Here is a 13,236-nt window from a genome sequence, read left to right as displayed (position 1 = left end):
GGGGTTCGCCCCTTGCGAGAGTAGGTAGTGCCCGGGGTTTGTTATGTTAATACTTCTTACTTGAACCTCTCCATCTGCGGAGAGGTTTTTTGTTTGTTTAATTTTTGTAATTTTTTGTTACTTTTCTTATTTTATAAGTGTGATAAAATTGATTTAGAGATTCTAAATTGGGAGTGTTGAATATCATGCTTGAATTGAGAAATATTTCATATGAAGTTTCAGGTAAGAAGATTTTAAATAATATTTCTATGAAATTTATTTCAGGACGTAAATATGCAATTTTAGGAACAAATGGTGCTGGTAAAAGCACGATAGGTTATGTTATGATGGGACTTGATGGTTATAAACCTACTTTAGGTCAAATTTTTTTGGATGGCAATGATATTACCAATTTTAATGTTTTTGAACGTGCTAAAGCTGGTATTACATTGATGTGGCAAGAGCCTGCAAGATATGATGGACTTACCATATATACTTATTTAACTCTTGGTGGAAAGTTGGATGTTACAAAAGATGAAGTTGAAGAAGCCTTAGAAAAGGTAGGGCTTTCTCCAAAGATTTATTTAAATCGTTTTGTTGATAAAAGTCTTAGTGGTGGAGAAAGAAAAAGAGTTGAACTTGCTTCAATTATTTTATTAAAACCAAAATTTGTTATTTTGGATGAACCCGATTCTGGTATCGACCTTATGAGTCTTGATATGATAAATCAAGTTATAGATTTTATTGCCGATTATGGTGGAACACCTATTGTGATTACTCACAGAGAAGAAATGGCTTACAATACTGAAGAAGCTTATTTGTTATGTGCTGGAAAGATTTTATCTAACGGTGAAACAAAGCAAGTTATCCAGATTTTCAAAAATATTTGCGATGCTTGTGATCATCCAAATTCGCCTGTTAGTAAGGAGTTGAAAATCGATGGACGTTAAAAGAGAATATGAAGCTATTGTCAAAGCTGTTGAAAAACTTGGAACTGATGCTTCAAAATTTTTGGATAAAAGAATAGCTTCAATAATAATTAGTGGTGATAAAGTTTTAGGATTAAATAATGTTGAAGGTATAAAACTTGTTCCTACTCAAATTGAAAATGGTGTACAAGTTGATATGGAAATTTTAGAAAACGCACATATCCCACGTCCTATACATGTTTGTACGGGTTATGTTGAAAAAAAAGGATTTCAAAAGGTTATTTTTAACATTAAAGTTAGAAAGGGAGCTAGAGTAAAATTTCTTGCCCATTGTGTTTTTCCACAGGCAGAAGAATTTGAACACAACGCTATTTCAAATGTTCTAGTTGAAGAAGGCGCTTATATGGAATATGAAGATGAGCATTATCATAGTGATAAAGGAACGATAAAACTTATAACCAAAACAAATGCGATTGTAAAAGAAGGTGGAGTGTATAAAAATGTTTTTTCTCTTACCAAAACAAGGGTAGGAAAATTAGATATAGTCATGGACTTAACACTTGAAAAACAAGCTGTTGGAGAGTTATTTTCAAAGATTAAAGCAAGCAAAACTGATGAGGTAAATATAAATGAAATTTTAAGGTTAGAAGGAGAACATTCAAGAGGAATTGCTAAAACTGTTGTAGTAGCGTTAGATAGTTCCAAAGCAAAAGTTTTAAATGAAGCATATGGAAGCGCACCGTATTCAAAAGGACATATTTCGTGTGAAGAAATCACAAAAGGTTCAAATGTAGATGTTTCTACAATCCCAGTTTTAAAAATTGACAACGATTTATCTGAATTAACTCATGAAGCCTCAATTGGAAGGGTAAATCAAAAACAACTTGAAATGCTAATGGCCAAAGGTCTAACTGAAGATGAGGCAACGGAATTAATAATAAAAGGTCTTTTACATTAGAATTTGTATTAAAAAACATGACCTACGGTAATCGCAGGTCATGTTTTTATTTTTAATGATTATGGAATTTTTCTTTGACTTGATATTCTTTGTCTTCTATCTTGTTTTCAAGGAATGCATTAATTAAATCTTTCACGCTTCCGCTTGCTCCTCTTATAACTTTAATTCCTAATTGTTCAAAAAATGAAATAGCTCTTTGGCCAATTCCTCTAACAATTATTAAATTAACCCCTTTTGAGTGTAGGAAATTAGGAACATCTCCTGGACCGTGCTCTTCAAGCGGATTATTTTCAATTCTTAACTCATCTTTTTCTGTGTCATAGAATGCAAAAAATGGTGAATGACCAAAGTGTTCCGAAATTTGTGAATTTTCTCCGTTGTTTTCAATAACTGGTATTGCAATAATCATTATTCTCACCTCCTATAATTATTTTTCCATTGTTAATTTTATAACAATATTTATATATGTCAATATCTTTATTTAGTAATTCTTCTTTATATTTGAAAAAGTGATTCCATCAATTATGTTGTGAATTATTATAGGATAAATGAGACTTTTAGAAAAATCAAGAGAAAAACCTAAAATGATTGATATAATAAATCTTGTAGGTAATAAATTGAAGAATAATTTCCAAGATTCATTTTTGGTTAAAACATTTAATAAATGAAATAAGGTAAATAATAGACTTGATAATAATATTGCTGTTGTAGATGAATATTTTAATTTTAAATAACTTTGAATTAATCCCCTAAATAAAAATTCTTCAGTAGGACCTACTAAAATCCAGAAATAAATTACCTGCCATTTGCTTTTAAAGTAAAGATATCTAAAGTTGTAAATTTTTGCACTTTTTGAGGTTATATATGCAATAATGAATAAAGGAATTCCTATAAATGTAAGAATTAACAATCCTTTTTTTGTATCTCCAAAACTAATTCCTATATCAACCAATTTTAGATTTAATACTATTGCTGAAAGTATGGAGTATAATATAGTTAGGATAGCAAATAATGAATGCAATTTGAATGGATCTGATATTCTTACTGCTTTTACAAATATTTTTGAAAGTAAAATGTAAAAGAGTAATATTAATATTGAAATAGTTATATGCAAAATTATCACCTCAAAACTATTATATATCAAATAAAGTAAGGAGGCATTTTATGTTAACACTTTTAAAAAATTTAAAGATCTTTACACCATATTATATTGGAAAAAAAGATATTCTAATAGCGAATGGAAAGATAGAATTAATTGAGGATAATTTAGTGGTACCATTTAGTAAAGTTTTGGATTTAAATGGAAAGATTGCAGTCCCAGGTTTTATAGATGCTCATGTTCATATTATAGGCGGAGGTGGGGAGGGTGGTTTTCAAACAAGAACACCTGAAATAACTATAGAGGAACTTGTTGATTCTGGTATAACAACGGTTATTGGATGTCTTGGTACAGATGATGTTACAAGAAGTATGGAAGATTTATATGCAAAATCAAAACAACTCGATGAACTTGGTATAACTAGTTTTATTTATACTGGTTCATATAGTGTGCCAGTAAAGACAATTATGGGAGATATTAAGAAAGATTTAGTACTCATAGACAAGGTAATAGGAGTAGGAGAGATAGCAATATCTGACCATAGATCTTCTCAACCTACACTTGAAGAGATTAAAAGAATAGTTGCTCAAGCTAGAGTTGGAGGTTTAATATCTAAAAAGGCAGGCGTTGTAAATTTCCATGTTGGAAATGGAAAAAATGGTATAGATTATTTGTTTGAAATAGCGGAAAATACAGAAATACCAATTTATCATATGTATCCAACACATGTTGGAAGAAGCAAAGAGCTGTTTCATAGGGCGATAGAATTTGCGAAGAAAGGTGGATTTATAGATCTGACAGCTTCTGAAAGTGTAGTGGATTATTTAGAGATTTCAATTAATGAAGGAATAATTGATAATTTGACTATGACTTCTGATGGGCACGGAAGCTTGCCAAAGTTTGATGAAAATGGTAGGTTAATAAAGCTTGATGTTGCCAGCACAACCGTGTTGTTTGAAAGTGTAAAAAAAGCTGTTGAAAGAGGTTTAAAATTTGAAGAGGTAATAAAAACTATAACGATAAATCCTGCAAAGGTTTTAAAATTAAATTCTAAAGGTAGAATAGAAAAGGAAACTGATGGGGATATCGTTGTTTTGGATGAAAATTTAAAGATTGAAAAAGTAATAGCAAGAGGTAAGTTATTGAAGGAGGTGCAGAGTTAATGTTTGATATGAATGAATATACGGAAAATGGGCAAAGAATCCTTATGGCTGTTTCAGATATTTTGACAAGGTACAAACAAAATCAGATGTCATCTGAACATATTTTACTTTCTATATTGGAAGATGATGAAAATGCGGCAAAGGATATTTTAAAACATTTAAAAGTTGATATTACAGAGCTAAAAAGGGAATTGGAGTCATTTATTTCAAGGTATGGTGTTAAAACAAATGCACCAACAGGTCAGATATTTATAACCCCGGAGGCGAGACATGTTCTTGAAGAGGCAAAAAAAGAAGCAAAGAGAATGGGTGATGAAAAGATTGGATCGGATCATTTATTACTTGCAATGACATTGATTCCAGAAAGTATGACTTTTAGAATTTTATCAAGATATGGAGTAACACAGGATAAGATTTATCAAGCAATAAAAGAATTGAGAACATCTGGAATAGCATCAGAGGATGAAAATGTAGATGTTTTAACAAAGTTTACAGAAGACTTGACTGAACTTGCAAGGAAAAATAAATTACTTCCAGTTATTGGTAGAGATAATGAAATTTTCAGAGTAATGGAAATATTGGGAAGAAAATTAAAGAACAATCCAGTTATAATAGGTGATCCAGGTGTTGGTAAAACTGCAATTGTTGAAGGGCTTGCGCAAAAAATTGTAGAAGAAAAAGTTCCAGACTTTTTGAAGAATAAAAAAATTTTAAAGCTTGATCTTGCAAGAGTAATAGCTGGAACAAAGTTTAGAGGAGAATTTGAGGAAAGGCTAAAAAAGATAATTGATGTTGTAAAAAAATCACCTGATGTAATTTTGTTTATTGACGAAATCCATACGGTAGTAGGTGCCGGTGCAAGTGAAGGTTCAGTTGATGCTGCAAATATTTTAAAACCTGAACTTGCAAGAGGAGAACTCAGATGTATAGGGGCAACAACTGTTGAGGAATATAGAAAGTATATAGAAAAGGATAAAGCACTTGAAAGAAGATTTCAACCTATATATGTAACTGAACCAAGTATAGAGGAGACGATAGAGATTTTAAGGGGACTAAAAAAATCATTTGAAGAATTTCACAATGTTAAGATCACTGATAAAGCAATAGAATATGCTGCAAAGCTTGCTGCAAGATATATTACGGAGAGATTTTTGCCTGATAAAGCGGTAGATTTGCTTGATGAATCAGCATCGAGAATAAAAATTTTGGGTAAAAAAGAAGTGACCGAAGAAGATATTGCAAAAACTGTAGAAATGTGGACAAAAATACCAGTTGGAAAGATGCTTGAGGGCGAAAAAGAGAAATTGAGGAATCTAGAGAAAATAATACACGAAAAATTTGTAGATCAAGAGGAAGCAGTAAAAGTTGTTTCAAGTGCAATAAGGATGTCAAGAACTGGGATAAGAAACCTAAAAAGACCTGCAGGCGTATTTTTGTTTTTAGGTCCAACTGGAGTAGGTAAAACTGAACTTGCAAAGAGACTTTCAGAAATATTATTTGGTTCAAGTCAGAGTTTAATTAGAATTGACATGAGTGAATATATGGAAAAGCATTCAGTTGCAAGACTTATAGGTGCACCTCCAGGATATGTTGGACATGAACAAGGTGGGCAATTGACAGAAGCGGTGAGAAGAAGACCGTACAGTGTAATATTATTTGATGAAATTGAGAAGGCAAATCCTGAAGTTTTTAATGTTCTTTTACAGGTGTTTGATGATGGAAGACTTACTGATGGAAAAGGAAATACAGTAGATTTTAGAAATACAATAATAATTATGACAAGTAACCTTGCAAGTGAAGAAATTGTTAAAGCAATAGAGCGAAATAGAGAGGATGAAATTTCTACAACTGTAGAAAAAATAGTTAAAAACAAACTTAAACCAGAGTTTTTAAACAGACTTGATGCTATAGTAATTTTTAAACCTTTGAAAAAAGAAGATGTCAAAAAAATTGTGGATATATATTTGGAGGAATTAAATGAAAGGTTAAAAGAAAAAAACATAAAGGTAATTCTTGAAGAATCTGTAAAAGACTATTTAGCAGAAGTTGGGTATATCCCTTCAATGGGTGCAAGACCTCTTAGAAGGTTATTTGAAAATACAATTGAGTTCACTATTTCAAATCTCATTATTGATGAAAAATTGAATGAAGGAAATACAATTACATTTAAAAATACTGAAAAGGATATAACTTATGATATAATATAATGTTGGAAACTGTTCCAATATGAAGAAATTTAAGAAGGGTTTTATAGTAAAATTATTATTGTAATACTTTAAATAAAGGAGGGGAAAGTGTATGAAAAAGCTTTTAGTAGCTTTATTAATGGTAGTTATGGTTTTTAGCGTTTTTGCTGTAAAAATTACTATTTGGACTTCAGAAGCACAAGCTCCAATTTTGACAAAACTTGCTGATGAATTCAAATCAATCTATGGTATTGATGTAGAAGTTGTACAGGTTAATTTTAACGATATAAAATCTAAATTTTTAACAGCAGCACCAGCAGGTGAAGGTGCAGATATTATTGTTGGTGCACATGACTGGGTTGGAGAACTTGCAGCAAATGGTCTTCTTGAACCAATTCCTGTTCTTCCAGAAAAAGATCAATATTTACCAACACCTCTTCAAGCATTTACCTACAATGGAAAGTTGTATGGTATTCCATATGCATTTGATGGACCAGCTTTAATTTACAACAAGGATTATGTTGAAGAACCACCAAAAACATTTGATGAGCTTATAGAACTTGCAAAACAAATTCAAGAAGAATATGAAGGTGAAGTAAGAGGTTTTGTATACGACTTTAAAAACTTCTATTTCAGTAGCTATGCAATTTTCGGATTCGGTGGATACGTATTTGGTGAAAAAGATGGAAAAATAAATGTAAAAGATGTAGGTCTTGCAAATGAAGGAGCAATAAAAGGTTTAAAACTTTTAAAGAGACTTGTTGATGAGGGACTCCTTGAATCAGGTGACAACTACAATGTCATGGACAACTTGTTCAAAGACGGACAAGCAGCAATGATTATTAATGGACCATGGGCAGTTCCTGGTTGGAAAGAAGCAGGTATAGACTTTGGTGTTGCACCAATTCCTGATCTAGAAGACGGTGTTAAACCAAAACCATTCTTTGGTGCACAAGGTTTCATGGTTAATGCAAAATCACCAAATAAACTTTATGCTATTGAATTCTTGACAAAATTCATTGCAACTAAAGATGTAATGTACAGGATTTACCTTGCAGACCCAAGAGTTCCATCAAGAAAAGATATTCTTCCAATGGTTGATGATGTAACAAGAGCATTTGCAGAATTCCTAGGAAACTATGGTCTTCCAATGCCAAATGTTCCAGAAATGGCTGGTGTATGGGGAGCAATGGGAGACGCACTTTCAAAAGTTCTTGACCAAGGTGTTCCAGTTGAACAAGCATTGAAAGAAGCAGTAGATACTATATTAGCAGGAATTAAATAATTTGAAAACTGAATAAAATTCGGGGGGGAGCTTATTCCCCCCGTTTTTATCGGGAGGAGATGTAATGGCAAAGTTCTGGAAAATAATAGGCTATTTGTTATTAGCATTGTTTAATGCTTTTTCAATTTTGGGAGCATTATTTTTATTTTCAAGAGGTTTTTATGAGCTTTCTATAACATTTTTTGTTTTGATCGTTTTAATAGATTATTTTGTGTTAAATAGCAGGGCATATCCTTACAGGTACATGATACCTGCGGTAATTTTATTGTTTATCCTGGTTTTATACCCAATAGCATTTACCATAAAGACTGCATTTACTAATTATGGAACAGGGCATATTATGACTCGACAGGAAGTTTTGGATAGATTACTTACAGATCCAGTTTATACATACGTACCTGATAACGCGAAAAGTTATGATTACCAGATTTTTGTAAGATACGATGGTATAGATCCAACTGAAGATTTTAAAATGATAGTTGTGAATGAAAATGGAGAAAAATACATTGTTGGAAATATAAAACCTGTTAGAATGCAAGCAGGGAAAATGATACTTGGAGAAGCTGAATTAATAGATATGGAAAAGGTTCAAACTATTACGGAAAATGGAAAGTTAATTGCAATAGTTGAAGATGGTAAAACGTATAATTATTTTTATTCGCCAAGTGATAAAGAGACAGCGATTAATGAAGTTTTCTTTAAATCAAAAATAGCATTTCCTATTTTAAGTAAGGTAGAAATAGTTGATAATCAAAGAAATAGATTATCACTTAGGTTCAGCAGTGATGGAAGTTTAAAACTTGTTCAAATAAAGCATCTTTATAGAATGGCACTTTCTGAAGTTGTTGAAAATGGAAAGACTGTTGTAAAGACTACCCTTGTAAATGATAGGATCAATAAGCCGTTGTTGGAAGAAGAAGGAATGTTTTATGACTTTGATGAAAAAGGTGAAAAGGTTCCAGTTCTTGGATATATTTCATATGTAGGCTCAAAGAATTTTACAAAGATATTTACAGATCCAACTGTTTCTGGACCATTTACAAAGATATTCTTGTGGAATTTTACATATGCAGCACTTAGTGTGTTATTTACTTTTGTAATTGGTCTTTCATTTGCTCTTGTTTTGAACAACAATACATTGCGTGGAAGAACTATATATAGAACCTTATTAATTATTCCTTGGGCAATTCCAGCGTTTATTTCTGTTCTTATATGGAAAAATGGATTTTTCAATGAAACATATGGGGTATTTAATAGATTTATTGTTACCAACTTGTTTAACGGAGATCCAGTTAAGTGGATGACAAATCCATTCTGGGCAAAAGTTGCTGTTTTAATAGTTAATACCTGGCTTGGATTTCCATACATGATGACGGTTAGTTTAGGAGCGCTCCAGAGTATTCCTGATGAACTTTATGAGGCTGCATCTATAGATGGTGCGTCAAAGCCAAAAAGGTTCTGGAAAATAACATTTCCATTATTGATGACAACAATTGCGCCACTTCTTGTAGGAAGCTTTGCATTTAATTTCAATAACTTTGTAAATATCTATCTTTTAACAGCAGGTGGTCCTGCTATTCCAAATACAACAACACCAGCAGGTGCAACTGATATATTGATTTCTTATACGTATAAACTTGCCTTTGAAGCAGGACGTGGGCAGGACTTTGGTTTTGCAAGTGCAATATCAATATTGATTTTCTTCATAGTTGCGGGTATAAGTTTTGTTAACTTTAGAATATCAGGATCCTTCGAAGAGGTGAATAGATAATGGTAGTAAGGAAAAGAAATTGGCTAACACATGCAATTTTAATAATTTTAATAGTTGCAATACTGTTTCCTGTAGTATGGGTTGTTTCTACATCACTAAGGCGAGATAATGCAGCTTTTTCATCAAAATTGTTTTCATCAAGGATGAGTCTTCAAAACTATAAAGATTTGTTGTTCCCCGAAGACAATGTTTTGAGACTTTTAAGTGACATAGAGTCAATTACAACTAATTCAAGACCTTATGATGAAAAGCCAGTCGAATTTTTGGTAGAAAAGTTTGATAAAGATATAGGAGCTTTAAAGGCATATTCAAAAGAGTCGAAAGAGTTAGTAAGTGTAGTAGATAACGAATATGAAACAATAAAAAACTATTTGTCTGAAAATTCAGATAAATTAATTCAAACAGTTGTTGAGCAAGTAAATAAACTAAATGAAAAGATAAATATAGAAAGGCCTGATGATAACCAATCTATTGGTGTTGCGATAATATCTTTGCTGGAAGAAAGAAAGATAAAAGAAAAAGATGTTCTAGAATTAGGTTTAGGGTTTGACTATAAAGATTATAAAGATGTGTATGTAGAAGAGCTAAAAACAAAACTTGATAATATTGAAAGTCTAAAAAGACAATTGCAAGAAAATCAAGCAAAGTTAAATCAAATAAAGAAAGATCTTGATTTTTATCAAGAGGAATACACAAGACTTTCTTTAATAATTGATAACTCAATTATTCCACAATTTGAAAGTTTTAATAAAACGCTACAAGTTGCATATGATTTATTAAATAACCCGTCAAATCAGATAAAGGCATTTGTTTCAGAAAAAGATGCTGTTGAAAAATTTGAGCAAGTCTACAATATAGTAAAAGATATGGTAGAAATGAATTTAAGCAAAGAAAGAAAAGCAGTTATAGACAAAATGTATGAGAATATGACAAAGGTAAAAACGTTATGGGATAATTTTACATTGAAAAATTCTGCAAATTATGCTGATTTTATCTCGTTAATTAGCCAGTTTAATTTGAAAGCACTTAAACAGGTTAGAGAATCATATAATTTGTTAAAAAACTTTTCTGAAATTGAAAGAGAATATTTAAAACTTTCAAATGAGTATATACTTTTTGCAAACAAATTAGACAGCAAAAATCAGGATTTAGAAGAACTTACCGATAAATATTTAAATGAAGAAGGAAAATATTTACCAGCTAAAGCATATATCATGTCTTTATTATTAAAAGATGACATTAAAAGTTTTATAAATAAAGTTGAAAAATATATTTTACCAAAAGATATCAATAAATTGTATCTTTCAGTAAAGATCCTTTCAAGAAATGTAAATGATTTTTTAAGCTATGTAAATGATGACAGCTTGAAGAAAGATGTAAGATCTAGCATTAGAAAACTTGATTGGGTTGCAACCTTGAATGATTTTAGGAAAAAGTATGAGAAATTTGCAAAAGATGTAAAAGAATTTATTAATGAGTTTGATAAATATGTTAGCTCTATAGAAAGTACTGGAAAAGCTGCAATCTACTCATCAAAAAATGGGGTTAAGGTCAGAATAGCGGCACTTCTTCAGTTGTTTACAAAAGTTCAATCAGAATACCCTGCAAATATTGCATCAAGTATGAGTATAGCTTCAAAAGCGGCAGCTGATCTTGTTGACCAATTTCCTGTAAATGATCTTGATAAATCATTCAAAAATGTTGATAAAAAACTGTTCAGATTTGACCAAATTTGGAAACAGAAGCAAAAGTATTATCTTTGGAGATGGATCTTTAATAGTGTTATAGTTGCGGGCGTTGTTGCAATAATTACTACGATTGTAAATGCACTTGCAGCATATCCGTTTAGTAGAATGAGATTTAGAGGAAGAAAATATGGAATAATGTCACTTCTTTTAATTCAGATGTTCCCAGCTATTATGTACATGATTGCTTTGTACGGATTTTTAAGCTTTATTGGAAGATATATTCCTTCAATAGGGCTTAACACATTAGGTGGACTTATATTTGTGTATCTTGGAAATATTGCATTTAATATGTATCTGATCAAAGGGTTCTATGATACAATTCCAAGTTCTCTTGAAGAGGCTGCGATGATTGATGGTGCAACAAGGTGGCAAACATTCTGGAGAATAGTAATACCACTTGCATCTCCTATTCTTTCAGTTGTAGTTATTCTAACGTTCATGGGTACATTTAACGAATTTGTTCTTGCAAAGATTATTCTCCAAGATGTCGAAAAGTATACATATGCAGTTGGACTTTGGACATTCTCCAGCGGGCCATTTGAAACTGAATGGGGTCTATTTTCAGCAGCTGCACTTGTTGGAATGCTTCCAATGGTTATATTGTTCCTTTCAATGCAAAAATATCTTGTTGGTGGTTTAACCAAAGGTTCTGTAAAGGGATAATACTTTAATATAAATAGAATGTTTGAAAAAGTCCTCGGATGTTGTACAATATAATATCCGAGGACTTTTTTCTAGGGAGGGATTATGTGGATAAGCCAGTATATGAAAAAAGCATAGTTTCATTTGTTAATGTACTTTTGAAGCATTTTAAAGTTGAAACAAAATATAGATTCGATGAAATGGAAGATACTATTCTTCCACAAATAGTTGGAAAGGAAAAAATAGTAGTAATTATCTTGGATAGTTTAGGTTACAAAAAATTCAAGAAATTAAATGTTGAATTTGAGAAAAGCATAAAGCTAAGTAGTGTTTTTCCAACGACGACTGTCGCTGCAGTTACCAGTTTACTTACTGCGATGTCTCCTCAAGAACATGGACTTTTAGGATATATTCAGTTTATTCGTGAAATTGGAAGTATCATGAATATGATAGATTTTAGCTATCCAGGATTGCCAGATAGCAGTTTTGAAACAATCGTAAAGAAGAAGATAAAAAGGTTGCCGAATGTATTTCAAAGGTTAAAGAAGGAAGGTTACTTTGGAGGGATACTGACTTCACATGATATTGTAAATTCTGGCTTGTCATTTCTAATTCAAAAGGATGCAAACATATTTTCTTACTATTCAACTATTGATATGTTTGCAAATTTACAAAAGCTACTTGAAAGTGATTTTAAAGGTCTTCTTTACGTTTATTATGGAGTGTTAGATGGTATAGGTCACAAAAAAGGACCTGATAGTATATCTTACGAAAGAGAAGCAAAATTTCTGCTTGAAGAAATAAAAAAATTAAAATATGACAAAAAGACGCAGATTTTTGTTGTGGCAGATCATGGAATGATTACAACTCATAGAGAAAAGAACGTATTTTTAGGAGAAGAGTTATTAAGATATCTAAAATTTCCGCCAACTGGAGAAATGCGTATGATGTATTTTTACACTAAAGAGAAAAAAGACAAAGAATTAATTAATTATCTAAATGATAGATACAACAAAAGATTTGAAATATATCCTTCAAAACAACTTTTGAGTGAAGGATATTTTGGATTTGGTGATATAAATCCTGAGACAGAACATAGGGTTGGAGACTATGTTCTTTTAGCTAAAGATAACTATTCTTTTACATATACATATACTGGAGGAGAGCAAAAGCTTTTGGGAATGCATGGTTCACTTACAAATGAAGAATTGTATGTCCCGCTTATTTTTGTATAAATTTTTTCGAAGCAATATAATTAATAAAATCCCATTCTTGAATAGCCAAGGATGGGATTATTTTTTATATAAAGATTTATTCAAAATTTTATTGATTCTCAATTGTGATTGAAAAATTATAAAATATTAAGAATATATTAAATATTTATTTTTAAATAAAGAAAATAGCAAATAATTGGGTTTGTTTTCTTTATGTTTTTTTATTAAAATTAAAAATAGTTTTAAAGAATAATATCGTAAA

Annotated in this window: 10 protein-coding genes; 8 read left to right on the top strand and 2 right to left on the bottom strand. The window is 31.1% G+C overall.

The genetic code is table 11. From position 1 onward, the window contains the following. The first annotated feature begins 185 nt into the window (after window positions 1-185). Both HNP65_RS05770 and HNP65_RS05765 read left to right on the top strand, forming a co-directional pair. On the top strand, window positions 186-929 hold the full coding sequence (locus HNP65_RS05770) for an ATP-binding cassette domain-containing protein (protein WP_184619347.1): 744 nt from the start codon (window positions 186-188) through the stop codon (window positions 927-929). Then, the gene (locus HNP65_RS05765; protein WP_184619346.1) at window positions 919-1,866 is read left to right on the top strand and encodes a SufB/SufD family protein; all 948 of its coding nucleotides are present in this window, start codon (window positions 919-921) and stop codon (window positions 1,864-1,866) included. The genes HNP65_RS05770 and HNP65_RS05765 overlap by 11 nt, the downstream gene beginning before the upstream one ends. Before the next feature lie 52 nt (window positions 1,867-1,918). Here the strand turns inward: HNP65_RS05765 and HNP65_RS05760 are convergent, their stop codons facing one another. After that, a complete protein-coding gene (locus tag HNP65_RS05760; protein WP_184619345.1) occupies window positions 1,919-2,275 on the bottom strand; it encodes a NifB/NifX family molybdenum-iron cluster-binding protein in 357 nt (118 codons plus the stop codon). A gap of 72 nt (window positions 2,276-2,347) precedes the next feature. Continuing rightward, a complete protein-coding gene (locus HNP65_RS05755; protein WP_343043468.1) occupies window positions 2,348-2,989 on the bottom strand; it encodes a CPBP family glutamic-type intramembrane protease in 642 nt (213 codons plus the stop codon). Between the two features lie 41 nt (window positions 2,990-3,030). On the opposite strand from HNP65_RS05755, the gene iadA reads away from it, so the two are divergent. From iadA to HNP65_RS05725, 6 genes are all read left to right on the top strand, one after another. Beyond that, a complete protein-coding gene (iadA, locus tag HNP65_RS05750; RefSeq protein WP_184619343.1) occupies window positions 3,031-4,128 on the top strand; it encodes a beta-aspartyl-peptidase in 1,098 nt (365 codons plus the stop codon). Beyond that, window positions 4,128-6,335 (top strand): ATP-dependent Clp protease ATP-binding subunit, encoded by a 2,208-nt coding sequence (locus tag HNP65_RS05745; protein ID WP_184619342.1) that lies wholly within the window; start codon window positions 4,128-4,130, stop codon window positions 6,333-6,335. The genes iadA and HNP65_RS05745 overlap by 1 nt, the downstream gene beginning before the upstream one ends. Before the next feature lie 91 nt (window positions 6,336-6,426). Beyond that, window positions 6,427-7,599 carry a sugar ABC transporter substrate-binding protein gene (locus HNP65_RS05740; protein ID WP_184619341.1) on the top strand — a complete coding sequence of 391 codons (1,173 nt, stop codon included), beginning with the start codon at window positions 6,427-6,429 and terminating at the stop codon, window positions 7,597-7,599. 64 nt (window positions 7,600-7,663) lie between these two features. Then, entirely contained in the window at window positions 7,664-9,370 is a 1,707-nt protein-coding gene (locus HNP65_RS05735; protein ID WP_184619340.1) for an ABC transporter permease subunit, read from the top strand. After that, window positions 9,370-11,781, top strand: a complete 2,412-nt coding sequence (locus HNP65_RS05730; RefSeq protein WP_184619339.1) for an ABC transporter permease subunit — start codon at window positions 9,370-9,372, stop codon at window positions 11,779-11,781. Before HNP65_RS05735 ends, HNP65_RS05730 begins: the two co-directional genes overlap by 1 nt. Window positions 11,782-11,867: 86 nt before the next feature. Further along, complete coding sequence (locus HNP65_RS05725) at window positions 11,868-12,995, top strand: alkaline phosphatase family protein (RefSeq protein WP_184619338.1); 1,128 nt, start codon at window positions 11,868-11,870, stop codon at window positions 12,993-12,995. The last annotated feature ends 241 nt before the right edge of the window (window positions 12,996-13,236 follow it).

Source organism: Thermosipho japonicus, from assembly GCF_014201655.1.
GTDB lineage: Bacteria > Thermotogota > Thermotogae > Thermotogales > Fervidobacteriaceae > Thermosipho > Thermosipho japonicus.
Note: the sequence above shows the minus strand (reverse complement) of the source record. Positions and strands in the feature narration are given on the sequence as shown.

Coding starts and splice junctions, on each gene's coding strand:
- HNP65_RS05765 (WP_184619346.1), top strand. CDS start 919: ATGGACGTTAAAAGAGAATATGAAGCTATTGTCAAAGCTGTTGAAAAA.
- HNP65_RS05740 (WP_184619341.1), top strand. CDS start 6,427: ATGAAAAAGCTTTTAGTAGCTTTATTAATGGTAGTTATGGTTTTTAGC.
- HNP65_RS05760 (WP_184619345.1), bottom strand. CDS start 2,275: ATGATTATTGCAATACCAGTTATTGAAAACAACGGAGAAAATTCACAA.
- HNP65_RS05730 (WP_184619339.1), top strand. CDS start 9,370: ATGGTAGTAAGGAAAAGAAATTGGCTAACACATGCAATTTTAATAATT.
- iadA (WP_184619343.1), top strand. CDS start 3,031: ATGTTAACACTTTTAAAAAATTTAAAGATCTTTACACCATATTATATT.
- HNP65_RS05745 (WP_184619342.1), top strand. CDS start 4,128: ATGTTTGATATGAATGAATATACGGAAAATGGGCAAAGAATCCTTATG.
- HNP65_RS05770 (WP_184619347.1), top strand. CDS start 186: ATGCTTGAATTGAGAAATATTTCATATGAAGTTTCAGGTAAGAAGATT.
- HNP65_RS05735 (WP_184619340.1), top strand. CDS start 7,664: ATGGCAAAGTTCTGGAAAATAATAGGCTATTTGTTATTAGCATTGTTT.